The sequence below is a fragment of the Arthrobacter sp. BI5 genome (assembly GCF_056680065.1).
On record NZ_CM155264.1, the window covers coordinates 1,834,103 to 1,859,283 of the forward strand.

General features: G+C 68.8%; 24 protein-coding genes. 5 read left to right on the forward strand and 19 right to left on the reverse strand.

The features are described 5' to 3' along the window. Positions 1-24: 24 nt before the first annotated feature. The 8 genes from AC1MED_RS08320 to arsB all read right to left on the reverse strand — a co-directional run bounded on the left by AC1MED_RS08320 (position 25) and on the right by arsB (position 6,923). A complete protein-coding gene (locus tag AC1MED_RS08320; RefSeq protein WP_479786425.1) occupies positions 25-702 on the reverse strand; it encodes a haloacid dehalogenase type II in 678 nt (225 codons plus the stop codon). 82 nt (positions 703-784) lie between these two features. Further along, positions 785-1,327: a DinB family protein gene (locus AC1MED_RS08325; RefSeq protein WP_479786427.1), complete on the reverse strand. Its 543-nt coding sequence runs from the start codon at positions 1,325-1,327 to the stop codon at positions 785-787. 3 nt (positions 1,328-1,330) lie between these two features. After that, a complete protein-coding gene (locus tag AC1MED_RS08330) occupies positions 1,331-1,657 on the reverse strand; it encodes a thioredoxin domain-containing protein (protein WP_479786429.1) in 327 nt (108 codons plus the stop codon). 83 nt (positions 1,658-1,740) lie between these two features. Next, on the reverse strand, positions 1,741-2,985 hold the full coding sequence (locus AC1MED_RS08335; RefSeq protein ID WP_479786431.1) for an MFS transporter: 1,245 nt from the start codon (positions 2,983-2,985) through the stop codon (positions 1,741-1,743). 23 nt (positions 2,986-3,008) lie between these two features. Continuing rightward, a complete protein-coding gene (locus AC1MED_RS08340; RefSeq protein WP_479786433.1) occupies positions 3,009-4,394 on the reverse strand; it encodes an FAD-dependent oxidoreductase in 1,386 nt (461 codons plus the stop codon). A gap of 91 nt (positions 4,395-4,485) precedes the next feature. Continuing rightward, positions 4,486-5,463 carry a thioredoxin-disulfide reductase gene (gene trxB, locus AC1MED_RS08345; protein ID WP_479786434.1) on the reverse strand — a complete coding sequence of 326 codons (978 nt, stop codon included), beginning with the start codon at positions 5,461-5,463 and terminating at the stop codon, positions 4,486-4,488. A 19-nt stretch (positions 5,464-5,482) separates the two neighbouring features. Beyond that, positions 5,483-5,905 carry an arsenate reductase ArsC gene (locus AC1MED_RS08350; RefSeq protein ID WP_479786436.1) on the reverse strand — a complete coding sequence of 141 codons (423 nt, stop codon included), beginning with the start codon at positions 5,903-5,905 and terminating at the stop codon, positions 5,483-5,485. 25 nt (positions 5,906-5,930) lie between these two features. Then, a complete protein-coding gene (gene arsB / locus AC1MED_RS08355) occupies positions 5,931-6,923 on the reverse strand; it encodes an ACR3 family arsenite efflux transporter (RefSeq protein ID WP_479786617.1) in 993 nt (330 codons plus the stop codon). A 225-nt stretch (positions 6,924-7,148) separates the two neighbouring features. Here arsB and AC1MED_RS08360 point away from each other — a divergent pair, with 225 nt between their 5' ends. From AC1MED_RS08360 to AC1MED_RS08370, 3 genes are all read left to right on the forward strand, one after another. After that, the gene (locus AC1MED_RS08360) at positions 7,149-7,499 is read left to right on the forward strand and encodes an ArsR/SmtB family transcription factor (RefSeq protein ID WP_479786437.1); all 351 of its coding nucleotides are present in this window, start codon (positions 7,149-7,151) and stop codon (positions 7,497-7,499) included. A gap of 59 nt (positions 7,500-7,558) precedes the next feature. After that, the gene (locus AC1MED_RS08365; RefSeq protein WP_479786619.1) at positions 7,559-8,044 is read left to right on the forward strand and encodes an N-acetyltransferase family protein; all 486 of its coding nucleotides are present in this window, start codon (positions 7,559-7,561) and stop codon (positions 8,042-8,044) included. A gap of 77 nt (positions 8,045-8,121) precedes the next feature. Beyond that, positions 8,122-8,355: a hypothetical protein gene (locus tag AC1MED_RS08370; protein ID WP_479786438.1), complete on the forward strand. Its 234-nt coding sequence runs from the start codon at positions 8,122-8,124 to the stop codon at positions 8,353-8,355. Between the two features lie 40 nt (positions 8,356-8,395). Here the strand turns inward: AC1MED_RS08370 and arsA are convergent, their stop codons facing one another. The 5 genes from arsA to AC1MED_RS08395 form a co-directional block, all read right to left on the reverse strand. Then, positions 8,396-10,174 carry an arsenical pump-driving ATPase gene (arsA, locus tag AC1MED_RS08375; protein WP_479786439.1) on the reverse strand — a complete coding sequence of 593 codons (1,779 nt, stop codon included), beginning with the start codon at positions 10,172-10,174 and terminating at the stop codon, positions 8,396-8,398. A 264-nt stretch (positions 10,175-10,438) separates the two neighbouring features. Next, positions 10,439-12,028 carry a long-chain-fatty-acid--CoA ligase gene (locus tag AC1MED_RS08380; protein WP_479786441.1) on the reverse strand — a complete coding sequence of 530 codons (1,590 nt, stop codon included), beginning with the start codon at positions 12,026-12,028 and terminating at the stop codon, positions 10,439-10,441. After that, entirely contained in the window at positions 12,025-13,221 is a 1,197-nt protein-coding gene (locus AC1MED_RS08385) for an acetyl-CoA C-acetyltransferase (protein WP_479786622.1), read from the reverse strand. The genes AC1MED_RS08380 and AC1MED_RS08385 overlap by 4 nt, the downstream gene beginning before the upstream one ends. Positions 13,222-13,267: 46 nt before the next feature. Further along, entirely contained in the window at positions 13,268-14,524 is a 1,257-nt protein-coding gene (locus AC1MED_RS08390) for an acyl-CoA dehydrogenase family protein (RefSeq protein WP_346958248.1), read from the reverse strand. Between the two features lie 142 nt (positions 14,525-14,666). After that, the gene (locus AC1MED_RS08395) at positions 14,667-15,371 is read right to left on the reverse strand and encodes a TetR family transcriptional regulator (protein WP_479786443.1); all 705 of its coding nucleotides are present in this window, start codon (positions 15,369-15,371) and stop codon (positions 14,667-14,669) included. Between the two features lie 231 nt (positions 15,372-15,602). Here AC1MED_RS08395 and AC1MED_RS08400 point away from each other — a divergent pair, with 231 nt between their 5' ends. Beyond that, the gene (locus AC1MED_RS08400; RefSeq protein ID WP_346958246.1) at positions 15,603-16,190 is read left to right on the forward strand and encodes a TetR/AcrR family transcriptional regulator; all 588 of its coding nucleotides are present in this window, start codon (positions 15,603-15,605) and stop codon (positions 16,188-16,190) included. A gap of 46 nt (positions 16,191-16,236) precedes the next feature. On the opposite strand, the gene AC1MED_RS08405 is transcribed toward AC1MED_RS08400, so the two are convergent. The 6 genes from AC1MED_RS08405 to AC1MED_RS08430 form a co-directional block, all read right to left on the reverse strand. Then, positions 16,237-17,967: a CocE/NonD family hydrolase gene (locus tag AC1MED_RS08405; RefSeq protein ID WP_346958245.1), complete on the reverse strand. Its 1,731-nt coding sequence runs from the start codon at positions 17,965-17,967 to the stop codon at positions 16,237-16,239. Then, the gene (locus AC1MED_RS08410) at positions 17,960-18,928 is read right to left on the reverse strand and encodes an MBL fold metallo-hydrolase (RefSeq protein ID WP_479786446.1); all 969 of its coding nucleotides are present in this window, start codon (positions 18,926-18,928) and stop codon (positions 17,960-17,962) included. The genes AC1MED_RS08405 and AC1MED_RS08410 overlap by 8 nt, the downstream gene beginning before the upstream one ends. Next, positions 18,921-19,892, reverse strand: a complete 972-nt coding sequence (locus AC1MED_RS08415) for an alpha/beta hydrolase (protein ID WP_346958243.1) — start codon at positions 19,890-19,892, stop codon at positions 18,921-18,923. Before AC1MED_RS08415 ends, AC1MED_RS08410 begins: the two co-directional genes overlap by 8 nt. A 5-nt stretch (positions 19,893-19,897) precedes the next feature. Then, positions 19,898-21,034, reverse strand: a complete 1,137-nt coding sequence (locus AC1MED_RS08420) for an FAD-dependent oxidoreductase (RefSeq protein ID WP_479786449.1) — start codon at positions 21,032-21,034, stop codon at positions 19,898-19,900. A gap of 81 nt (positions 21,035-21,115) precedes the next feature. Then, entirely contained in the window at positions 21,116-22,069 is a 954-nt protein-coding gene (locus tag AC1MED_RS08425) for a phosphotriesterase family protein (protein ID WP_479786451.1), read from the reverse strand. 50 nt (positions 22,070-22,119) lie between these two features. Beyond that, a complete protein-coding gene (locus AC1MED_RS08430; protein ID WP_479786453.1) occupies positions 22,120-23,130 on the reverse strand; it encodes a phosphotriesterase family protein in 1,011 nt (336 codons plus the stop codon). A gap of 310 nt (positions 23,131-23,440) precedes the next feature. Here AC1MED_RS08430 and AC1MED_RS08435 point away from each other — a divergent pair, with 310 nt between their 5' ends. Continuing rightward, complete coding sequence (locus AC1MED_RS08435; protein ID WP_479786455.1) at positions 23,441-25,174, forward strand: MFS transporter; 1,734 nt, start codon at positions 23,441-23,443, stop codon at positions 25,172-25,174. Positions 25,175-25,181 lie beyond the last annotated feature (7 nt).

Genomic DNA, 25,181 nt, shown 5'->3' on the forward strand with positions numbered 1-25,181 from the left:
TCGGGGACTCGGCCGGGAGCCAGATCAGGCGGCTGCCAGCGCTGCGGGGAGTTCTGTCAGTGCGGTGACCGTGAACTCGGGTGCCTCGAAGTGCCCGGGGTAGCTTCCGCCGGTCCGGTTCACCCAGGCTGTACGCAGCCCGGCGCGGGCGGCACCGTGGATGTCCCATGGATGGACGGCGACCAGCAGCATGCCGGCCGGCTCTGCCCCGGACGCAGCGGCGGCGTAGTTGTAAGCCGCAGGGGCGGGCTTCCAGGCGGGCGCGTCTTCGACCGAGAGCAGCGACTCGAACTGATCGCGGATCCCGGCTTGGCTGAACAGTTTCGCGGCGATCCCGGCCGAGCCGTTGCTGAGCGTGATGAGCCGGTAGCCGGCGTCCCCGAGGGCCTTGATGCCCTCTGGGACGTCCGGGTGCACTCCGAGTGCGCTGAGTCCTGACATGACGTGGTCCACCGCGGCGCTAATCGGGCGGTTGAGGTCCACGGTGGCCAGCAGGCCCCGGAGCAGCTCTGACCCGATAGCAGCGAACGATGGGTTGTCCCGGCTGGCGGTGAGCGCAAAACCATCGCGCAACAGCGACGCGAACCAGAGCTTGGCCAGCGCGGCCGGCGCTCCGACCTCGCTGAAACGGTCACCCATCGGGGACATATCGGAAAGAGTCTCGTTGACATCAAAGACGATGACTGGCTTTGCGGTGGTCATGGATCCTCCTGCTTCCGGACGTTAGTCTCCTGCCCCAGTCTGCCAGCCATCACCCGATGCCGGCTTTCAGGTCCTCAAGCAGTCACTCCGGCGTCGGGAGTTCCAGCTGCGCGGCGTGGAAATCAAAGTGCAGGGTGGGGTAGGCGTAGACGTCGTTGAGCGTCATGACCGGCTTGAAGAACGGATCCCACCTGTCCGGGAACGGCATGGACCTGGCCAGGGAGGCGGGGCTCTCGCGTTCCAGCCGCCGGGTCAGCGCAGTGATGGTCTTGTCCAGTTTCCTGGCCATCCTGTGCCTGTTGTAGACGAGGGCGGCGGCGCGCGAACCCCAGTAGTTCACCGCGTCGAAGGGGCCGGTAGCGGCGTTCAGTCCGGCGGCAAAGGCGGTTCCGGCGCGGGCGGGGAGGCGGCTGACGGTCCGCACCAGGGGCAGCAGGGCGCGGACGACCATGTAGCCGAACACCATGTGGAACAGCAGCTGCTCGTTGGTCCAGCGTGTGCCGTTACTGGTCCGGTCGAGTTCCGCGGGTGTGGCGCTCTCCAGCCAGGTGTCCAGGTCGCGGATGGCGCGGCGGTACCCGGCGGTGATCTCGTCCTTTGTCGGTGCGACGGGGTGCTCTGCCATGGCTCAGGTCCCTCGCCGTCCGAGGCGCCCGCGCTCGCGGATCGCGGTGCGGAGGGAGTCCAGGTCCGGCTGGCCGGACAGCCCGTCCCGGCCCCGGTACACCCGGCAGCTGACCGCCGGGGCCGCGCTGGACGGGAAGAGATCGACGCCGTCAATGATGAACGAGGGCGATCCGTGGAAGGACGCTGCTGCCGCTTCGGGCTGCGTGGTGATGTCTGTGGCTGTGAGCAGCGCCGGATCGAGGCCCTCCTGTTCCAGGGCCCTGGCGAAGAGTTCCCGGGCGGAGGCGCCGTGGGGGCAACCGGGGATGGTCAGCAGGCGAATGTCCATGCCCTCATTATCGCGGCTGGCGGCTCCGGATTGCGGCTGAAGGCGCGGGATTGCGGCTGGAAGCGCCGGTGACAGGTCGGCGCTCAGCCGACCGGATCTGGCCGCGCGGCGCGCAGGCCCGCGACGGCGGCGAGTACGGCCGCGGTTCCGGCCGCGGCGGTCATGGCGTACGTCATGGCCGTATAGGTCCCGAGCCAGGCCGCCAGCACGGGGCCTGCAGCCGGGGCCACGGCGGTGACCGCTGTCAGCGGGGCCGAGAAGATCCCCTGCAGTGTGCCCAGGTTCCGGGTGCCCCAGCGGTCGGCCACAATCGTGGCCTGCAGCAGGGTCTGGCACCCGCGGACCGCGCCGGCGAGCATCCCCGCCGCGACCAGCACCGGCACCGGACCCGGCAGGGCCGCCAGGGTCAGCAGGGCAGCCGCCGCCGTTCCGGTAATGACCGGCAGCCGGGCAGCGGACGGGATGGCGGCGAACAGCAGCCGGCCGCCGACCTGGCCGGCGCCCACCAGGCCAAGCCCCAGCGCGGCCGTGGTGTAGTCGGCGCCTTTCTCGAGCAGCAGCGGAATGATGTTCAGCGTCACGGTGTACAGGCCCAAGCCAAGGAGGACCATGAGCGCCTGCAGGCCAAGGAACTCCGGGCTTCGCCGCACGGCCCGCGCCAGCGCGCGGTGCTCCCGGGCGTTGGTGCCGCCGGATTTGCCCCCGGCATTGCTGCCGCCGGCAGACGGGGACCAGCTCCGGTTCAGGAAGCGGGCATGCAGCGGAACGGTGATGAGTGCCATGATCCCGGCGAGGATGACAAAGGCGGTCCGCCAGCCGAATTGGGCGGCCAGGGCGGCGGTGGCGGGGGCGAAGATGGTGGACGCGAATCCGCCGGCGAGGGTCAGGATGGTGAGGGGCCGCAGCCGGGCCGGTCCGTACCAGCGGCTGATCACCGTGAAAGCCGGCTGGTACAGCACTGCGGCCTGCGCACTGCCGGCCAGCAGCCAGGCCGCGAAGAACAGGGGCAGGTTCGGCGCCACCGCCACCAGGACCAGGGCCAGCACTCCGAGGAGGGACCCGCCGATCATCAGTGTGCGCGGCCCGGTCCGGTCGAGGATCCTGCCGACGAAGATGCCAGCCACCGCGGAGATCAGCAGCCCGGCGGAGAAGGCTCCCGTCACCAGGGCCGGCTCCCAGCCAGTGTCCTCGCTGATGGGCCGGACCGCCGCGATCAGCGCGTAATAAAGCACGCCCCACCCGGTCATCTGGGTGATGCACAGCGCGGCCAGGCCGCCGCGCGGTGCACCCTCCGCGGCGAGGATCCGGGTGGGAGCGTGCGTAGGCACAGGGAAGGTCCCGGTCCGGGTGGTCAGTTCCCGCCGGAGCGGCCGTGGGCCAGCCCGGTGGGGAATCCCACCAGCACGGGTTCTGGCGCTCCGCAGCAGCCGCCGGAGGTTTCCGCCACGAACCCCGCGGCGGCCACGGCAGGAACGTCGCAGCTGGTGCCGATGTCCGAGGAGCAGACGCCGGTTTCCGGCAGCTCCAGCTGGACGGTGTCGGCGGCCTCACGGTCTCCGGCCAGGGCGGCTGTGACGGAGCGGACCTGTTCGTAGCCGGTGGCGAGCAGGAAGGTGGGGGCCCGGCCGTAGGACTTCATGCCGACAATGTAGAAGTCCTGCTCCGGGTGGGCCAGCATCCGGGCACCGTGCGGCTCCACGGTGCCGCAGGAGTGGAACTCGGGGTCAATCAGCGGCCCGAGTTCCCGCGGCGCCTCGACACCCGGGTCGAGTTCCAGCCGGAGTTCCCGCAGCATGTCCAGGTTCGGGCGGAACCCGGTGGCCGGAACCACGACGTCGGCGCCGAGGGTGCGGCCGTCGGTGGCGGTCAGCGTAACGGCGCCCCCCTCCGCGGCGAGGCCGGCGATCCCGAAACCGGTGTGCAGTTCCACGGGGCCGTGCTCAACGAGCGAGCGGAGCCGGCTGCCGAGCTGGCCGCGGGCGGCGAGGCCGTCGGCGTCGCCGCCGCCGTAGACCTTGGCGGCCGAAGCGCCGCGGATCGCCCAGATGATCTTCGTTCCGGGCACCTGGGCCGCGAGTTCGGAGAGGTTGATCAGGGTGTTGGCGGCTGAGTGGCCCGCACCGACCACGACGGCGGTACGGCCGGCAAACGCTGCACGGTCGCGTCCCAGCACGTCCGGCAGCGGAGAGGAGATGTGGGCCGCCGCGGCGGTTTCGCCGACGGCAGGCAGGCCCGAGGTTCCGAGCGGGTTGCGGGTGGACCACGTGCCGGAGGCGTCAATGACGGCTGCGGCCTGGTAGTCGCGGACTTCGCCGTCGGCGTGTTCGACCCGGACCACGAAGGGGGTGGTGCCGCGGTTCCGTGAGTGGGTTTTGTCCATCCCGAGGCGGGTCACCGCGATGACGCGGGCGCCGGTGTGCAGGCGGGACGCGATCACGGGCAGCGACGCGAGCGGGGTGAGGTACTGGTCGATAAGCTCGCCTCCGGTGGGCAGCTCCGACGGTTCCGGTGCTTTCCAGCCGGTCGCGGCGAGCAGGCGGACGGCGGCGGCGTCGGTGTTGTACTGCCACGGGGAGAACAGCCGGATGTGGCGCCACTGTTCGATCGCCGCGGCCGGGGCCGGGCCTGCCTCGAGGATCAGCGGCTCCAGGCCGCGTTCAAGCAAGTGTGCAGCCGCGGCGAGGCCGATGGGGCCGGCTCCGATGACAGCAACGGGACGGGTGTTGGGTACAGCCATGGTGTCCTCTGTTTCATCCGGTGGGGTGGCGGGTCATTTGCTGCCCCGCCCGGCCGGTCCTTGTGGGACCGGCCGGGCGGGGACGCGTCGGTCAGGCGTGGGTGGGGTCCTCGACCAGGGCCGTGGCGATGCTGTCCGCGTCGTCGAGGGCGGCGAGGTAGCGTTCGGCGTCGAGGGCGGCGGCGCAACCGGTGCCGGCGGCGGTGATGGCCTGCCGGTAGCGGTGGTCCACGGCGTCCCCGCAGGCGAAGACGCCGCTGAGGTTGGTGACGGTGGTGGGGGAGTCGACCTTGATGTACCCCTCGGCGTCAAGCTCCACCTGGCCGGTCAGCAGTTCGGTGCGCGGCACGTGGCCGATCGCGACGAAGATGCCTGTGGCGGCGTGTTCGCGGGTTTCCCCGGTGATGGTGTCCGTCAGGGTGACGCCGGTGACCTTGGATTCGCCGTGGATCTTGGTGACGGCCGAGTTCCAGGCGAAGCGGATCTTGGGGTTGTCCTTGGCGCGCTGGGCCATGATCCGGGAGGCCCGCAGTTCGTTTTTGCGCACGACGACGGTCACGGTCTTGCCGAAGCGGGTCAGGAAGGTCGCTTCCTCCATCGCGGAGTCACCGCCGCCGACCACGATGATGTCCTGGTCGCGGAAGAAGAAGCCGTCGCAGGTGGCGCACCAGGAGACGCCGTGGCCGCTGAACTTCTTCTCCTCCGGCAGGCCGAGCTCCTTGTAGGCGGACCCGGTGGCGAGGATCACGGCGGGCGCCTCGTGGGTCTCGCCGGCTCCGGTGACGACCCGCTTGAGGTGGCCGGTGAGCTGGACGTCGGTGACGTCGTCGAACACCACCTGGGCGCCGAACTTCTCGGCCTGCTGCTGGAGACCGTCCATCAGCTCCGGGCCCTGGACGCCGGAGGGGAAACCGGGGAAGTTCTCCACCTCGGTCGTGTTCATCAGGGCGCCTCCGGCGGTGACGGCGCCGGCGATGACGAGCGGTTCCAGCCCGGCCCGGGCGGCGTAGATCGCGGCGGTGTAGCCGGCGGGGCCGGATCCGATGATGATCAGTTGTTGGGTGCTCATGAGAGGCTCCTGGTCCTGGTTACTTGGCGGCGGGGGCGAGGGAGGCGATGAGGTCCTCGATGCGGGACTTAATCTCGTCGCGGATGGGACGGACGGCGTCGACGCCTTGGCCGGCCGGGTCTTCAAGTTCCCAGTCCTCGTAGCGCTTCCCGGGGAAGATCGGGCAGGTGTCGCCGCAGCCCATGGTGATCACGACGTCGGACTCCTTGACGGCCTCGGTGGTCAGGACCTTGGGGATTTCGGCGGACATGTCGATGCCCAGCTCGGCCATGGCCTCGACGGCGGCCGGGTTGACTTTCTCGGCGGGCTGGGAGCCGGCCGAGCGCACCTCAATCTCACCCTTGCCCAGGGTGGTGAGGAAGGCGGCCGCCATCTGGGACCGGCCGGCGTTGTGGACGCAGACGAAAAGGACGGAGGGCTTCTTGGCGGTGTCGGTGCTCATGGTGTTCTCCTGAAGTTTCTGGGGGTTAGGCGGAAAGGGGGCTGGCGGCGAAGCAGCGTTTGCGGGCCCAGAGGGCCACGTAAACCAGTCCAACAAGGACCGGGACTTCGATCAAGGGGCCGACGACGCCGGCCAGGGCCTGCCCGGAGGTGACGCCGAAGGTGCCGATCGCCACGGCGATGGCGAGTTCGAAGTTGTTGCCTGCGGCGGTGAACGCCAGGGTGGTGGTCTTGGCGTAGCCGATGCCCAGCCACTTGCCGATCAGCATGCCGGCGCCGAAGACGACCAGGAAGTAGACCAGCAGAGGCAGCGCAATCCGGGCCACGTCCAGCGGCCGGGACGTGATGGTGCCGCCCTGCAGGGCGAAGAGCAGCGTGATGGTGAAGAGCAGGCCGTACAGGGCCCACGGGCCGAGCCGGGGGAGGAACCTCGCTTCGTACCAGTCGCGTCCCTTGGCTTTTTCGCCGAGCGTGCGGGTGAGGAAACCGGCCAGCAGCGGGATTCCCAGGAACACCAGCACGGACGCGGTGATGGACCAGAAGGAGAAGTCCGCGCTGGTAGTCGGCAGGCCCAGCCAGGACGGCAGCAGCTGCAGGTAGAACCAGCCGAGGGCACCGAACGCGACGACCTGGAAGGCGGAATTGATGGCGACCAGCACGGCGGCGGCTTCCCGGTCGCCGCAGGCGAGGTCGTTCCAGATCATCACCATGGCGATGCACCGGGCCAGCCCCACGATGATCAGGCCGGTGCGGTACTCCGGCAGGTCGGGGATGAAGATCCAGGCAAGGGCGAACATAAACGCCGGCGCCAGCACCCAGTTCAGCACCAGCGAGGTGACCATCAGCCTGCGGTCGCCGATCACCCGGTGCGTCTGGTCGTAGCGGACCTTGGCTAGCACCGGGTACATCATGACCAGCAGGCCGACGGCGATCGGCAGCGAAACTTCTCCGACCTTGACGGCCTCCAGTGCGGTGTCCAGGCCCGGGATGAAGCTGCCCAGCAGCAGGCCGGCCGCCATGGCGGCGATGATCCAGACCGGCAGGAAGCGGTCCAGGGTGGACAGCTTGCCGGTGACGACAGCGTCGCTTTCAAGGCCGGGGGACGGGTCAGTCTGGATGCTCACGGGACTCCTGTGCTGCGTTGGCGCTGCTCTGGTGAAGCTGCTCGGAAAATATTGATGCTTGTCGATATGAGATGGTTCCAACTATATCGATGATTGTCAATCCATGTGCATAATGGAGGCATGAACTCTTTGGAAACCCTCGAACCGGTTCTCGACGCGTCCTGCTGCGCGCCGTCCGGCCAGGCGGTCCTCAGCGCCGAGGATGCCCAGCGCAAGGCGCTCGTGTTCAAGGCCCTGTCCGACCCGAACAGGCTGCGGCTGCTCTCGATCGTGAAGGGCGCCGGGGACGGGGAAGCCTGTGTCTGCGATTTGACCGAGCCGCTGGACCTGGGCCAGCCCACCGTGTCGCACCACCTCAAAATCCTGGTTGACGCAGGCCTGCTGCACCGCGAAAAGCGCGGCACCTGGGCGTACTACTCGCTGGTGCCCGGCGCGATCGAGCAGACGGCCGGGCTCCTGGCGTCGCTGTGAGCGGCGGAACCATGGCCGGCACCGCGGCCGGCGCCACCGCCGAATACACCGTCCGGCCGATGCAGGAATCCGACTGGCCCGAGGTCCGGCGGATCTACCAGGAGGGGATCGCCACCGGGCAGGCCACGTTTGAGGTCGAGGCGCCGGACTGGCAACGTTTCGACGCTACGCGGCTGGCGTCGCACCGCCTCGTGGCGGAGGGGCACGACGCCGGGATCCTCGGCTGGGCGGCTGTCTCCGCGGTCTCCGCCCGCCCGGCGTACGCCGGCGTCGTTGAACACTCCATTTATGTTTCCGAGGCGGCGCGCGGCCGGCGGATCGGGGCTATCCTCCTCCAGTCCCTGATTGCCGCGACCGAACAGGCCGGCATCTGGACCATCCAGGCGAATGTCTTTCCGGAGAACGGGCCGAGTCTGAGACTCCACCTCGCCCACGGCTTCAGGGTGGTGGGACACCGGGAAAAAATCGCCCGGATGGCGCACGGGCCAGCGGCCGGACAATGGCGGGACACCGTCCTGATCGAACGGCGTACACAGGTCCTTTAGGTCTTGTGCCCTCCGTGCGCCGGCAGCAAGGCTAGGCCCTGGGAGCTACTATTGCCGCCGTACGCAAGGAGGACACCATGAATGCCGCAACCCCTGCACCTGAGGACCGGCTGCGGGCGATGCTGGAGAACGTCAGGACCGCAACCGCGAACACGCGCCAGATGATGGACTCACCGGGGGACGAGAACTGGGTGCAGGACGGGGAGTCCGACGCCGAATACCTGCGGGGGATCCAGCGCGACACGATCGCCAGGCTGGATGCCACCGCCCGGGACCTCGAGGCGCTGCTGGCCCAGCGCCCGGGCGGGTAACCACACACCGCCCGGGCAGCACCCTTTCCGTGGGCCCGCGTCAGGCCGGCTGCGAGCTGAGGGCCGTCAGTGCCGTGAGCTTGTCTTCGCCGATGGGCTCTTCGGGCAGCAGCGGAATGAGGGCAACCCGGTCCGCCAGGGCATGCACCTTCGTGATGTGCTCCAGTTCTCCCGCGGCGCGAGCCCGCAGGAACGGCGTCCGGGGGTGCGCGGCGGCGATCGAGTTGTTGATCACCCAGGCCCACGGGTGGATCCCGGCCCTCTCCAGGTCGGCCTGCAGTTCTTCCGCTTCGAGCACCGGGGTCGGCTCAGCCAGCGTGACCAGGACAACCTTGGTCTGCGCCGGATCCTGGAGCCGCATCAGCGGCGTCACGAAACCCATGGTGTCGCCCACCTGGCGGGCGATTTCGCGGTGGTAGGAACCGGTGGCATCCAGGAGCAGCAGCGTGTGGCCGGTGGGTGCCGTGTCAATCACCACGAAGTGCCGGCGGGACTCCTGCACCACCCGGGAGAACTGCCGGAACACGGCCACCTCGTCGGTGCACGGGGACAGCAGGTCCTCGGCCAGCGCCGCGCGTCCTTCCTCGTCCAGACTCCGGCCCTTGGTCGCCATCACGTGGCTGCGGTATTCCTGGATGGCCGCCTCCGGATCAATCCGGGAAACGGTCAGGCCGTCCACGGAACCGTGGAGCGTCTCGGTGAGGTGCGCCGCGGGATCAGTCGTGGTGAGGTGCACCGCGTGGCCGCGCTTGGCCAGGGCGACGGCGATCGCGGCGGCGACCGTCGTCTTCCCAACCCCGCCCTTGCCCATGCACAGCACGAGCCCGTGGCCGCCGGATTCCATCTCGTTCACCAGCGCGCCCAGCGGAGCGTCCTGGATCCCGGCGTCTTCGGCTGCGGGGACCAGCCCCGCGTCCGCCGCGCCGCCGGCGTCGGACGTGCGCGCGAACAGGGTCTCCAGCGCCGGGATGCCGACCATGTTGCCCGGCTTTAGTTCCAGGACATCGCGGGGTAGCCCGGCGACCGCCGCCGGAATGGCTGCGACGGCGGCGGCCTCCCGGGCGCGCAGCGCACGCGCGAGATCCTCGCCGCCGGCAGCTTCCGGCAGGACGCCGTTGACCACGACGTACACGCCGCCGATGCCGAGCTGGTTGAGTTCGAAATAGGTCCGCTCAATCTCGGCCAGCGCCGAGGTCTGCGCGCGGCTGACCAGGACGAGCCGGGTCCTCGCCGGATCGGTGAGGGCCTCGACTGCCTTGGCATACACCTGTTTGTGCTTCTCGAGCCCCGACAGCGGGCCCAGGCAGGACGGGTCACCCTTGCCGGCCGCCAGGAAGTCGGTCCAGGAGCCAGGCAGCTGCAGCAGGCGCAGCGTGTGGCCGGTCGGGGCGGTGTCGAAGACGATGTGGTCATACTCCCCGTAGGAGCCTTCGTCGGCGAGCAGGTTGGTGAACTCGTCGAAGGAGGCGATCTCCGTGGTGCAGGAACCGGAGAGGCTTTCGGCGATGCCGGCCAGTTCAGCCGCCGGCAGGACTCCCCGGACGGGTGCGAGGATCCGCTCGCGGTAGGCCTCGACGGCCTGCTCCGAGTCGATTTCGAGGGCGGAAAGGCCCGGCACCTCCGGGATGGCCGTCAGGGTGTTCCCGATACTGACGCCGAAGACCTGGCCCACATTGGAGGCAGGGTCGGTGCTGACCAGCAGGATCTTCCTGCCCGCCCTCGCCAGGGACAGCGCGGTTGCGCACGCTATGGACGTCTTCCCCACGCCGCCCTTGCCGGTGAAGAACAGGAACCGGGGCGCGTCCTGGAGAAACTTCACGCCGGAACCCGGCAGCAGTACGTGGAGCCGCGGCGGCCTCGCGACTGGAAGACCCGGACAGCAGGCATTGGCGTTCTCCCTTGGCTCGTTGATGCCGACGCCGGCCCGGGACGGGGACTTGCCCCGCGAGGGTGCGACACTCACCGCCAGTTTATCGATGCGGGTCAATGCCGGGCGGGCCGGGGTGTGGACCGCCGTCGCCGGATGGCCCCGACCCGCCCCGGCCTGCTGGCCCCGGCGCTGCCGGGCCCGCGCAGCCCGGCCCTACTGAACTCCGGCGGACTCGGTGGCCAGGTTTCGTTTGAGGATTTTCCCGCTGGGACCGAGCGGGAGCTCCGCGAGCAGCCTGACCACGCGCGGGTATTTGTACGCGGCAAGCTGGGCGCTCGCGAACTCGATCAGCTCGGCCTCGGTGGCGGTGGATCCCGCGTCGAGCACGATCGCGGCCGCGATCTCCTGGCCGTGGACATCGTGCGGGATGCCGTAGACGGCGGCGCTGACCACCTGCGGGTGGGTCAGCAGGATTTCCTCGACCTCGCGGGGATAGACGTTGTAGCCGTTGCGGATGATCATGTCCTTCTTGCGGTCCACGATCCGCAGGTACCCGTCCTCGTCCTTGGTGCCAAGGTCCCCGGTGCGGAACCAGCCGTCGACGATCGCTTCTGCCGTCGCCTCCGGCCGGTTGAGGTAGCCCTTCATCAGCAGGTGTCCGCGGATGACCAGCTCGCCGAGTTCCCCGGCCGGCAGCAGTTCGATGCTTTCAACCGTCTCGGCGCGGGCGATTTCGATGTCGACGCCCCAGATCGGGACGCCGATGGTGCCGGGCCGGGGCGGCGTGCCGACGTGGTTGAACGCGGCGACGGGGGACGTCTCGGTGAGGCCGTAGCCTTCGTGGATGTCGATCCCGAACACGTCGCGGAACTTGTCCATCACAGCCAGGGGGAGGGACGCCCCGCCGGAAATCCCGTAGCGGAGCGCCGGCGGCAGTGCGGCGCCGGTCTTGGCCGCTTCCAGCAATGCCACATACATGGTCGGCACCCCGACGAAGATGTTGACCTTGTGCCGGGTCATCAGCTCAAGCGCTCCCTCGCCGCTGAACCGGGGCATCATCACGATCGTTGCGCCGGCGCGGAGTCCGGCGTTGAGGACGACGGTCTGGCCGAAGGTGTGGAAGAGCGGCAGGCCGCCGAAGAGGACGTCGCCCTGTTTGAAGTCCATAACGCTCGTCAGCAGCACGGACGTCTGTTCCACCAGCGCGAAATGTGTGCCGAGGGCGCCCTTCGGTTTACCGGTGGTGCCGGAGGTGTACAGGATCGTGGCGGTGTCCGACGGCCGGCAGGGCACGTAGCTGCGGATGGGTTCGGCCGCGGCCGCCTCGGCTTCGAGCCGCGGCAGCCCGTCGTCGGGCGCCATCACCGTGAGGACTTCGACGCCGGTGGCGGCGGCGCCGGCGGCTCCCTCCTTCAGCAGTGCGGCGGCGCAGATCAGCATCCTGGCGCCGCTGTCCTGGAGGACGTATTCGATTTCGCGCGCCTTGAGCAGGGCGTGCACCGGAACCACGATGGCTCCCAGTGACAGGATGGCGTAATAGACCCGCGCGAAGTCCGGGACGTTGGGAATCAGGACCGCGACCGCGTCTCCGGGTCCGATGCCGCGTGCCCGGAGCGCCCCGGCGTAGGCGCGGGTGCCGCGCCAGAGTTCGCCGTAGCTGGTTTCGTCCGCACCGACGATCAGCGCGATGCTGTCCGGACTCCTGCGGGCGGATTCGGCCAGGATGGCCGCGACGGAAATGGTGCCGAAACCTTCTTCGGGATTGGTGGTGTTCATGGCCTGCTTCTTCGTTGGGATGGTCATGCTTTGAGGATCAGCGCGTCGCCCTGGCCGCCGCCGCCGCACAGGGCGACGACGCCGGTGCCGCCGCCGCGGCGTTTGAGGGCAAGCGCCTGGTGCAGGACCAGGCGTGCGCCCGAGGCGCCCACCGGGTGGCCGAGCGCTATCGCGCCGCCGTCGGCGTTGACGTCTTCGGGGTCGATGCCCAGGTCTTTGGCGGACTGGATGAGCACGGAGGCGAAGGCTTCGTTGATCTCGACCAGGTCGAGGTCCTGCACGGAGAGGCCCTCGCGCTTGAGCGCGAGTTCAACGGCGCGGGAGGGTTGGGAATGCAGGGATCCGTCCGGCCCCGCGGTCTGGCCGTGCGCGCCGATTTCGGCGATCCACTCCAGCCCGGCAGCCTCCGCAGCCGCCTTGCTGGCGATCACCAGGGCTGCCGCGCCGTCGGAGAGCGGGGAGGAGGACCCGGCGGTAATGGTGGCCGCTGCATCCTTGGAGAAGGCCGGGCGCAGCTGGGCCAGGGATTCGGCGGTGGTCTCCGGGCGGATCCCCTCGTCATGGGTGAGCGTCAGGGCGGCCCCCTTGCGCTGGGGGACCTCGATCGGGGCGATTTCCTCGGCGTAGATGCCGGCGGCGCGTGCCGCTTCGGCGCGCTGGTGGGACCGGGCCGCGACGGTGTCCTGCTCGGCCCGGGTGATCCCGCGCCCGGCGTTGCCCGCGTCCGTGGCCTCGCCCATCAACTGGCCGCTGACCGGATCCTGCAGCCCGTCGTGGTTCAGGGAGTCGAGCATGGGTGCGTCACCGATGACGACGCCTGCGCGGAGCCCGGGCACCAGGTGCGGGGCGTTGGTCATGGATTCCTGGCCGGCCGCGACGATGAAGTCGGCTTCGCCGGCGCGGATCATCCGGGCCGCGTCGATCACGGCCGTGAGCCCGGACAGGCAGAGTTTGTTGATCGTGACGGTGGGCACGTCCCAACCGATCCCGGCAGCCAGGCTGGCCTGGCGCGCGGGGCCCTGGCCGGCTCCGGCCTGGATGACCTGGCCGACGATGACAGCTTCGATCTGTTCGGGGCCGACGCCGGACCGTTCCAGGGCGGCCCTGATGGCGTGGGCGCCCAGCTCGCTGGAGGAGAAGGGTGTCAGGCCGCCGCGGAAGCGGCCGAAGGGGGTCCGGGCGCCGCCCAGGATGACGGGGATGTTGGCGTTCTGGTTCACGTTCTGGTTCACGGGAGTCCTTTCGGGTGGACAGGTTTGGCGCAGGTCAGGCGAAGGCGGAGGTGCCGGTGATCCCGCGCCCGATGATGAGGGCCTGCATCGTTTCGGTGCCCTCGTAGGTGTGGATGGCCTCGATGTCGGCAAGGTGCCGGGCGACGCGGTTTGCCAGCAGGATGCCGTTGCCGCCTAGGAGGTCCCGGGCGTTGGAGGCAATTTCGCGGGCGGTGCGGGTGCAGGTGTACTTGGCGAGCGAGGCTTGCTCCGGGGTGAGCGAGCCTTGCTCATCGAGACGGGTCATCTGGACGACCATCAGCTGCATGGTTGCCAGTTCGCTGAGCATCCGCGCCAGTCTCTCCTGCACAATCTGGGAGGCGGCCAGCGGCCGGCCGAACTGCTGGCGCTGCTTGGCGTACTGGACCGCGGTCTCATAGCAGGCGGTGGCGTGGCCGACGGCGGACCAGGCGACTCCCAGCCTGGTGGCCAGCAGCACCCGGGCGGTGTCCTTGAAGGACCGGGCCCCCGGCAGCACGTTGTGCTGCGGGACAAAGACGTTCTCCAGCCGGATGTGGGCCTGCCAGATGGCGCGCAGGGCCAGTTTGCCCTCAATTTTCGTCGCGGCGTAGCCGGGGGAGTCCTGCGGTACCAGGTAACCGTGCACCTGGCCGTCCTCGCCCCGGGCCCACACCACGCTGACGCCGCCGACCGAGCCGTTGCCGATCCACTTCTTCTCGCCGTTGAGCAGGAAGCCGCCGTCCGTGCCGGTGGCCGTGGATTCGAGGGCCACCGAGTCCGAGCCGTGCGTGGGCTCCGTCAACGCGAACGCGGCGAACTCCTTGCCGGCGGCGACCGCGGGGAGCCACTGCTCCTGCTGTGCGGCAGACCCGCACTCCGCGATGGAACGCAGGGCCAGTCCGCCCTGGACCGCGATCATGGTTGCCACGGACCCGTCGCCGCGGCTGATTTCCATGTTCACCAGGCCGGCTGCCATCCTGCTCATCGGGGCGAAGCCGTCCACCGGAACGCCGTCCCGCAGCAGGTCCAGCTCACCGAGGCGCCGCAGCAGGTGCACGGGGTAGTCGGCGCGTTCCCAGTAGCCGTCGATCACGGGAAGGACCTCGTCCTGGACGAAGCGCCGGGCGCGGTCCCAGTAGCTGCGGTCCTCGTCACTGATGCCGGCGAATACGGAGGCCGGGTCGGTGCCCAGGGCCTCGGTCAGGACATAGGCGGGTTCCATTGTTCCGGCCGGAAAATGGGCGGCGGCGCCGGGGGCGCTAAGCCCGGTACCGGGCGACGTCGTCGTCATGTGTTGGTCCTCTGTCTTGGCGGCGGGTTCTCCGCCCGCATGCTGTGGCTTAGGCCACATCGACTAAGGATGCAGTGAAACTTAGTCCCACGTCAAGAAACTGGGTGTCAGAGGCGCCGGTGTCCGGTGTGCGCGGCCCCGGTCAGGGCAGCGCGTCGCGGACGGCCTGGACCACGGCCTCCCGGTCCGCTCCCGCCGTCAGGACGGTCACGACCACGGCCGGCGCCGCCGGCGCCGCGGCAGCACCGAGTAGCGCCGGCCGGAAGATATCGGAGAGGGCGCGCAGTTCGTCGGCGAGCGCCGTGGATGTGCCCCGGTCCCCGGTTTCCTCAGAGCTGCCGGCTGGTGTGCGGAGCCAGCGGCGGAGGAACGCATTGTGGACGGCGACCACCGCCGCGGCGAAGGACACGGCCTGGTATTCGCGGTGTTCGACGTCGGGCAGCGTTTCCAGCAGGTGCTGCAGGAAGGCCCTCTCGTACCGGTGGGAGGTAACCAGTTCGCGGTCGCGGAGCGCCGGCACGGCCTGCATCAGCTCGTAGCGCGCGCGGGACGTCTCCGGGTTCCGCAGGTGGTGGTTGAACACCAGCAGCGCAGCGTCCACGATCGCGGCCAGCGGTTCCTGCATCGTTTCCGCCAGGCTGTCGGTCACCTGCCGCAGGATCCGCTCGTGGTCGGCGAAAACCACGTCCTCCTTGGAGCCGAACTTCCGAAAGAAGGTGCTGCGGCTCATGCCGGCCGCGTCCGCCAGGTCATCCACGGACGTTGCGTCAAAGCCGTGCCGCGCCAAGAGGCCGATCGCGGCCGCGGCGGGCGCGTCGGCATGGTGGCTGGGCGGTTGCAAGGTCATGGGCCGAAATCTAGCACAGCCGCCGGTGCCGGATCCGGGCCGGGGGCCGCATCCCCGCGCGCTCCTGCCCGGTTGTTAGCCCCGACGCGCGGAACGGCCCGGCGTGTCTCCGGCCCGGCGTCGTAGTTTCCGCCTAAAACCGGGCGGGAGCGCGCCGGAAGCCGCCCGCAGCCGGCCACAGCCGGGCGGGAGCGCGCCGGCGGGGAAGCCTGATGGCACTAATCTGGGGGAGTGGCAAGCATTCGAGAAGCGCAGAAGGAGCTGACCCGCCGGCTGTTGCTGGAAAAGGGCTTGGAGCTCTTCGAGGAAAAAGGGTATGCCGCCACCACGGTGGACGACATCGCCGCGGCCGTCGGCACCACCCGGGCCACCTTCTACTCGCACTTCCCGTCAAAGGCCCGGCTCATGCGGTCCCTCGTCGAGCGGACCAACGAGATGCTGACGCAGGGCGACGTCCCGCCGTTGCAGTCGGTGGTGGAATCCGGGGACCGCGAGCTGATCCGCGCCTGGCTCGCCCGCAAATTTGACCAGTGGGCCGAGATCCGCCCCTACGTGGTGGCGGCACACCAGGCCGCGGCCAGCGAACCGGACATCCAGGCGGCCCTGGATCAGTGGTTCGACACGGCGATCGATGACATGGTGGCCGGCCTTGACCGTGCCGGACGGTTTGACCCCGCCAGCCGCCGGGTGCGGTGCGCCCTGGCCTTCGGGGAGTTGGAGTTCTTTTCCCGGCGCTGGATGCGGCTGGGCTGGACCGTGGACCGGGATGCCTCGCTGGAGCTGATGGTGGAGAACTGGTGCTTCCTGCTCGCCGAGTAGTTCGCCGAGTATGCAAGCAGGAAGCACCAGACGGCCGCGGGGAGGCTCAGCCCGCCGCCGGCTGGCGTGTGGTGAACGGCAGGACCAGCCGGGACGGGTGGGCCGCGTCGCGGTAGATCTTGTGCGTGACGGGCCGGCCCACCGGCAGGTGGAACGCGTCCGGCGGCAGCAGTGCGTTGTGCTCGTCGGCCAGCGGCTCATCATTGGAGAGCTCCACGGTGAGGGTGTGGCCGGGCTTGAACGTGTTGGCGAACGGGTAGAGACGCAACACGTATTCCTCAATCACCCCGGGTTCCACCGGAACGGAGCGGGTGTGCGGGTGGACCGGGCTGCCCTCGGTGCTGCGTTCGTCGAGCTCGCGGTGTGAGGCCTTGAGGTACCCGCTCGTGATGAGCTGGCGCTTGCCGTTGGGCGCGTAGTCCCAGAGCCGCAGGATGAAGTTGGTGTCCGGCTGGTCAATCTCCGCGAAGATGTGCGCGGCGCCGGTGCCGATCATTTCGGTGTCCTCCTCGAAGGGCGGGGTGGACCAGCTGAGGATCTCCACCTTGTCCGTCACGGTCAGCGGCGCCTGGTAAAAGCCATCCGGCGCGGCGTATTCGGACCCCATCGTTTCAGGCTCGGCCGACAGCTTGCGCCGCGGGCGCAGGTAGAGCGGCTTGTACTCGACGTCTTTGGGCGGCCACTGATCAGCGGTCACCAGCTCGCGCGAACCTTCCACGAAGACGCTCACGGCCGGCTCGTCCATGACACCGTTGTCGATGCCCTTGATCCAGTAGTCGTACCACCGGAACATCTTGTCGTGTTCCTCGATGAAGGGCCGCGACTGCATTGGAGGGTAGGGGCCGATGTCCAGCTTCTTGGGCCCCTTCAGCTCCTTGAACAGCTCGATCGTGCCGTCCATGGTCCAGCCGCGGCCCTGGTCAATCTGCAGCCAGACCGGGATGTCGATGTTCGGGGCGAGCGTGATGGGGTTGCGCTCCTCGTACCAGTCGCCGTCCAGTTCGTTCATGACGATGTCGAACCAGGTTTCGTGGTTCTTCGGGTAGTGCAGCACGTGGACGAGGTTGGGCCAGGCGGCGACGTCGGGATCCTCAAGGCGCTTGGCGACAAGATCTTTGAGCTCCGCGGGGGAGTACTTCTCGACCATGCGGGACTTGACGTTGTCGGTGAACGCCCAGCCCGAATCGCCGCCGCGGCCCTCGCGGGCGGCGCGCGGCATGAACCACATGATGCCGCCGTGGTACGTGGTCTCGTAGAAATCGTAGTGTCCGCCGGAGACGAAGATCGCCTTCAGGTGCGGCGGCCGCTCGGCCGCGGCCAGCACCTGCATGGACCCGAAGTAGGAGATGCCCACCATGCCGACATTGCCGTCGCACCATGGCTGCGCGGCGACCCATTCGATGAAGTCATAGGCATCCTCGCCCAGTGACACGCCGCCGGCGTTGTAGTTGCCGATGTGTTCGCCGCCGGAGTGCCCGGAGCCGCGCAGGTCGCCGATGACGTGGACGTAGTCCTCTTTGACGATGCGGGCGATGTCACCGGCCTCGATGCAGCCGTCCCACATCGGGCTGGGGCGCCGCTGCGGCGGGGTGGTCAGGGCCAGGGCCTGCAGTTCCTTGCCGTAGGGGCTCAAAGCCACCAGCGCGGGCCGCGGCTTGTCCTCGGGACCCTGATAAGCGTCCGCGGCGAGCTCGACGCCGTCGCGCATGGGAACCCGCAGGTCCTTGCGGACGGCGATTTTTTCGCCGCCGGCGTTCAGTAGCTGGAAGTCATCCATGAGTGCTGATCTCCTCATCTTCTGTCGAATGGTCCGACGCCGTGCGGTAGCCGTGCAGCGTGGTGAAGAACGGGGACGGCTCCAGAGCGGGATCCCCGGCGTACCCAAGGTCCGCCGCTGCCCGGGCGAACGGGGAGTAGGGCGAGTCCGTCTCCTGGAGTCCGGCAGCCAGGCAGCCGCAGGCCGCCTCCCGGACCCGGGACTCCACGGCCAGGCTCCGCTCCAGCGCTTCGCGGGCCTGACCGGCGTCGAGCTCCACGCCGTACGGTGTGCCGTCCGCACGGCGGTACGGATGCCCCAGATAGAGGTGCCGCGGACGGATTTCCTCGCTCAGGTACTGCAGGCTGGAGCGGTAGCCGGCCGGGTCCACGAAGCCGGGGAATCCGTTGGCGGCACCGTGGACCTGGACGGCGTCCCCGACGAACACGTCGTTTTGGCCGTCAAGGACATAGGCGACCGAGCCGCGGGTGTGGCCCGGAATCGAGTGGACCGAGACCGTGACGTCGCCGCCAAGGGAAAGGGTCTCCCCGCCCCGCACCAGCAGGTCCGGCTCCAGCTCGCCCGAAATCACGGCGTTCGTGGCCGCCGTCAGCTTCGCCTCGCCGTCCGGGTCGTGCAGGTACTGCCCCCGTCCGGACAGGTATTCGTCCACGTGGGTGCGGCGCGAGCGCAGGAACGGGGCGTCGGCCTCGTGGATGACCACCCGGGCCCGCCGCCCGGTGAGCTCCCACAGGGCGTGCGCGCCGCCGATGTGGTCGATATGTCCGTGGGTCAGCAGGATCCAGCGGACGTCCTCGATCCGGCGACCGATCGCCGCAAGGGCCGGCACCATGCCGTCGGCGGGCGATGACGCGATTCCCGTGTCCACGATCGCCGGCTCCGGGGCGTCGATGTAAAAGCTGTAGAGACCGAACCGCCCCCATGGGGAGACCAGGGGATGGATGGCAACCGGTTCAGTCATTGCGCTGTGCCCCCGCCACGCCCCGGCTCCCGTCCGATCTCCGGGTCCCGCGCAGGAAGGCGGCGGTCTCTTCGAAGACCCCGTAGAACTCCGGGATCCAGGAAAAGTTCTGGACGAAGCCGTGGTTGGCCCCCGCGTAGCGGCTCACTGCCGCGTCCACCCCGGCCTCCCTCAGGCGCCGGCCGTAGAGCTCGCCCTCGTCGCGCAGCGGATCGTGTTCGGCGGTGATGACCAGAGCAGCCGGCAGGCCCGCGAGATCCCGGCGTTTGATGGGGGAGACCAGCGGGTCCGCCGGGTCCGCGCCGCTGTCGAGGTAAAACGCGTTGAACGGTTTGAGGCCGGCCGTTTCCAGCCCGTAGCCTTCGGCGTTCTCCCGCAGCGACGCGTAACGGTCGACGTCGAAGTCCAGGTCCAGCGACGGGTAGAACAGGACCTGGTGTGTGATGGCGCCGAAACCGTCGTCGTGGGCCATCGCCGCGACGGCGGCGACGAAGTTGCCGCCCGAGCTGTCGCCCGCGATGGCGAGGTTCTTCCCGTCCCAGTTGAGGCTTTCGCCCTGCCCGGCCGCCCACCGGACGACGCCGTAGCAGTCCTGGAGCCCGGCCGGGAACGCGGCCTCGGGGGCCAGCCGGTAGCCGACCGAGATGACCTTGTAGCCGGATTCCTTGGCCAGGGACCGTGCGACGTGGTCGTGCGTGTCCAGGCTGCCCAGGAAGAACGCGCCGCCGTGGAAGTAGACCAGGATGCCGTAGGCGTCCGCCTCCGCCGGCGTGTAGATCCGGACGGGCACCTCGCCCGACTCCGTCACCGCCGTCGTGTCCTCGACGTTGCGCAGCGGCAGCCGGTCTTCGATCCGCGGGACCTGCGCGGCCTCGCCGGCGCGCATGGCGCGGGGGTCCAGGGGCGAACCGTCGGGTGCCGGCAGGGTGCTCAGGATTTTGGCAATTTCGGGATGAATGGTCATGGCGTTCAGGCCTTTGCCGGTGCTGCCGCGGTGGCGGGCTGCTGCGACGCGGGTTTCTGGCCGGGAAAGACGTCGTTGACCTCTTCCTCGCTCCAGCCCTGGCGGGAGATCCGCTGCAGTTCATCGGTCACCGGCTTGCGGGTCGCCTGGAACAGGGCCAGCGCCTCCTTGACCGAGCCGGCCTGGGCCAGTGCGTCGGCCAGCGCTCCGGCGTCCTCGATGGCCGAGTTCGCGCCTTGGCCCTGGTGGTGCAGCATGGAGTGGGCCGCGTCGCCCATCAGGACCACGGAGTCGGTGTGCCAGGTGTCCACCGGGTCGATGTCGTAGACCGCGCGGATGTTGACGGTGTCCATGTCCAGGCCGCGGGCAATCGCCACGATCCGCTCGTCGAAGCCTTCCACCGTCTTTAGGAGGTCTTCTTTGGTGATGGTGGGTGCCCAGGTGCCGTCCGGGTTCAGGGCTGTGATGTCGAAGGACAGCTGGTTGCGGTGGCGCAGCGGCAGCAGGTAGACCTTGGTGCCCTTGCCGATGTACATCCGCAGGTTGTCGTCGGTCACCATGCCGTGGGCGTCGTCGGCGGAGATCACCACCCGGTAGGCGTGCTCGCCGGAGAACACCGGGCCCTTGTCGGAAAAGAGCTGCTCGCGGACGGCAGACTTGATGCCGTCTGCACCGACCACCAGGTCGGCTTCGACGCTCTTGCCGTTGGCAAAGGTCAGGACGGAGCGGCCGCCCTTGTCCTCGATGGTCTCCAGCCGGTGGCCGAGCTGCACCATGCCCTCGGGAAGCACGCCGAGCAGGGCCTCGATGAAGTCGCAGCGGTGGATGAGGTAGGTGTGCTTCTCGTCGCCGAACTCCGGCCAGCTGTCCTTCATGATCGGTTCGCCGGTGGCGCTGAGGATTTCGAAGTAGTCGCTTGCCGAGCTCACTTTGGCGACCGTGTCGAAGATCCCCCACTGGCGGAACCGGGCCATCGTGGCGGGGCGCAGGCCGATGCCGGCGCCAACTTCTCCCATCTGGGGAGCCTGCTCGTAGACCGTGACGTCTGCGCCGAGCAGGCTCAGCGCCTTGGCCGCGGCGGCGCCGCCGTAGCCTGCGCCGATGATGGCGATCTTGAGGTTCGTGATGTCTTCAGCCTTCATGGTTTCATCTCTTTCTAAAGCTTTTTCGTGGCCCGGGCCATGCCTGCTGGAACGGGTATGGTGTGGTGGCCTGTGTGTGGCTCAGGCGTGCAGGGACAGGAAGTCGGCCGGGTTGTCCTCGAGCAGGAGCTTGAGCGTGGCGTCGTCGATGCCGGCCGCCCGCATGTCGGGGATCATGTCCTCGAAGATGTAGTTGATGGTGTGGCCCTTCACGCCTGGCCAGCCCAGCGGGCTGCAGTTGGCGTCCGCCGAAACCAGGAGCTTGTCCGCGTACCCCTTCTCCACGAGGTTGACGAAGTGCTGCATGCGTTCGGCGCGCTTGCGGCCCCAAAACGGCGGGTCCGGCAGTTCCAGGTCGTAGCCGAAGGTGTCGAAGCCGATCCGGCCGCCCTGCTGGTAGATCCAGTCGTGCGGAGTGATCGGAGCGTTCAGGCCGTCGTCGGCGTGGCCGAACAGCACCCGGTCCAGCGGCAGGCCCTCTTCGTTGAAGATGGTCACGGCAGGTTCGGGGTCAATGGCCAGGTGGGTCAGGATCGGCGCTCCGGTGACGACGGCGGCGCGGGCCGCGGCCCGGTAGATGCGCTTGTCCAGGTCCGTCATGCGGCCGCCGCGGCTGACGCCGACCTTGATGACTCCGGCCTTGGCGCCGGTGTTGCCGATGCCGACGGTGATCTCATGGATGAAGACCTTGGCGAGGTAGTCCACGCTGGCGCGGGAGAAATGCGGCAGGGCGGTGTCGCCGCCGACGAAGCCGGTGCAGGCGACAATGTGCACACCCGTCTTCTGCGACAGGGGCTGGTAGTAGTCGACGTCGCGGCCGTTGCAGATGCCCGTGGCGTCCACGAAGGTGCCGCCGCCGTATTCGCGGAACTTCCGCAGCTTCGGCACTGTTTCCTCGTAGGCCTGTTCCGGCGACTTCCACCACTTGGTGTCCAGTTCGGAGCCGGGCATGCCGTAGCCGATGTGTTCGTGGACGGCCACGATTTCCAGTTCTTCGGCCGGGATGGTTCCCAGCACTGTGTTGACCTTGGTCATGCGTTCACCTCAGGGGTTCGAAAGGTTGTTGTCTGTGAGCGGACGCGTGCTTAGCGCACGGTCAGCAGCTGGTGCGGGTTGTCCACGAGGATCCGCCGGGCGTCGGCTTCGCTCAGGCCGCGGGACTTGAGGAACGGCACGAACGTGGTCAGCACGTGGCTGTACGGCAGGTTGTACTCCGGCAGGCCCTTTGCCACGCCGATCGAGTTGCCCGAAAGGATGATCTTGTCCGCATGGCCGGCCCTGACGAGCTCGAGGACCAGTTCGGCGCGCTGGTGGTCTGAGAGGTAGTCCGGGTGGTCGTTGAGGCCGACGTGGTCGAGGCCGACGAAGGCTCCGCGGCCGGCGACCTCGACGGCGGCACCCTTTGCGTCACTGCGGTCCAGGTCACCGACGAGCACCCGGTCGGCCTCGAGCTGCTCGTCCAGGACAATGTCCAGGTCGTGCAGGGCGTCGGCGCCGAAGCGCAGGGACACCGCGATGCCGGTGTTCTTTGCGGCGCGGGCGGAGCCGCGGAACAGGCTTTCCTCGGTGGGGGTCATGCCCGCGCGGTCCGCCATGGTGGCAACGACGCCGGCGGCGGCGCGGCGTTCGACGCGGGGGACCACCATCCCTTCGCTGACTTCCTTGCCGAAGAGTTCGCTGAACTTTTCGGCAGGCCACGGGGTGGGCGGGTTGGTCTGCGGGGTCAGGAAATATCCGCCGAGTTCTTCCTCCGGGCCCAGCCCGGTGGAGGCGACGATGTGGACGCCGGTGGAGCGGGACAGCGCCTCGTACAGCTTGAGGTCGCGGCCGTGGAACATGCCGGTGCTGTCGACGATGGTGCCGCCGCCGTGGGCCCGGAAGTCGGTGAGCTTGCCGGCCAGGGTCTCAAAGATTTCGGCCCGGTCCATGGAGATGTCCGGGGCGTACAGGGCGCCGGGGAGTACCGACAACAGGGACTCATGGACCGCGACAACGCCCAGGTCGGAAGCGGGGACGGGGCCCAGGACCGTGTTGACGGTGGGTCCGGCGGAGGCGTCAAAGGCGGCGCCGGTGCCGGGGGGTGTGGGGTAACTCACGTGGCTTCTCCCTTGAAGTTCGGGTGCTGTATCCAGGAGCGCCGCGGAGTCTGGCCACGCCGTCGCTCCGTTGCGGTGTAGCCAGCATCACATAACGCTTTACATTGTGTCAAGGAAACATCCGGCGCGTATATGTTCGCCTTGTTCATGTAACCAACGTTGCGTAAGACGTCTTGACATCATGTAAAGCAAGGCTCCAAGATGTGGGGAGCGCCACATCTACTTCCGGCCCAGGCCGGCCTCCCTCCCGGCAGAACGCCAGTCCCGGCGTAGCGCCGGTGTATCGACCGGAAACAAAGGAGTTTCATCGATGAGTCAAACCACTTTGGTAGCGAGCCCGGGCTCGGTACGGGCCACGTTCGTCGCCGCCTACAGTGCGGTCACCCTGGCCCAGATCACCAACGCCCTGCCGGGCGCCCTCAACGGCACCTTCGCCGTGGAATTCCGCACCTCCGGCGCCGGGCTGACCTGGATCGCCGGCATGTTCATGATGGGCATCGTGGTGTTTGAGCTCAGCTGGGGGCTCCTGGGCGACATGTTCGGCCGCAAGAAGCTGCTGTACGCCGGCGCCGTGGTCAGCGTCGTCGGCTCGGTCCTCGCAGCACTGGCGTCCACCACCGAAATGATGATCGCGGCGCAGGCGGTCGGCGGCATCGGAGCCGGCATTCTGTTCCCGATTTCGCTGTCCATGATCGCGGCCATCACCCCGGACCACCGCGCGCGGGCGAAAGTCATCGCCACCTGGGCCGGGTTCCTCTCGCTGGGTGCGGTCATCTCTCCGACGCTGGCGGGCCTGACGGCTGCGGCGTTCACCGTTCCGGGTGCCGGGGCAGGCGCGCCCAACGCCTTTAGCGGCTGGCGCGTTGCCTACTACGTCGCCGCCGCGATCGCCGTCGCGGTCCTCATCATTGCGGTCCGGGCAAAGGATTCCGCAGCCGCCGAGGGCCGCAAGCTGGACCTGCCCGGCCAGGTGACGCTCGCGCTCGGCCTGATCGCTGTCCTTTTCGCCACCGTGCAGGCCGTCGACGCCGGCTTCGGCAGCGCCGAGGTGATCTTTAGCTACGTGCTCGGCGGGCTCCTCCTGGTTGCCTTCGTCGTCATCGAACTGCGCACCAGCCAGCCGCTGATCCACCTGTCCCTGTTCCGCAACAGCGCCTACTCCATCACCGGCATTGTTGCGGTCACCGGCATGTTCGCCTTCCTCGCAGTCTGCTTCAGCACCAGCGTCGCCGTCGGCGGACTCGCCCTCGCCGAAGCCTGGAAGGTCGGCGTGTTGTTCGTCTTCATCCAGGGACCGGCCTTCGCATTCATCCCGGTGGTGGGCTGGCTGATCCACCACGTGGCCCCGCGCTGGGTGCTCACTGCCGGCTTCGGCTTTATGGCCGTTTCCGCCTTCTGGCTCTCGACGTTCGCACTGGGCACGCCGGAGGCCTTCGGCGGAACGCCGTGGACGGCGTTCATTACGCCGCTGCTGCTGCTCGGCATCGGCTTCGCTCTCACGGTCGGCTCCATCACCGCCGTCGCCATCAACACCGTCCAGCCGCAGCACATCGGCATGGCCTCCGCCACCACCAACCTGCTGCGCGACCTTGGTTTCGCCCTGGGCCCCGTGATCGGCTCCGCCATCGCGTTCGGCGTCGGAGCCAGCGTCTTCGCCGGACCCCTCGCGGGCATCCTCGGCGGCGCCGGGCTGCCCGCTGACGCCGTAGCCGGGCTCTCGAACGTGCCGCCGCTCGGCTTCCTCTCCGGCTGGGACGGCGTGATCGCGCAGTTCTCCGGCCAGGCAGCGGCGTCCGGCGCACCCGCCCAGGCCGTCGACGGCATGGTCAAAGCCCTCGGCTCCGCGCAGCAGCAGATCCAGGGCGTGGCCGGGACGTCCCTCGGTCAGGGGTTCCAGGCTGTGTACCTCGTCGCAGGCATCGCGGCGGCCCTTTCCGCCCTCCTGACCCTTTTCATCTCCGCTCGTTCCTCGGCGCCCACGCCGGACGCGGTCGCGGAGACCACCGAAGCCAACGCCGAGGCCAGCGCCGAGGCAGCGGTGTAAGACCGCA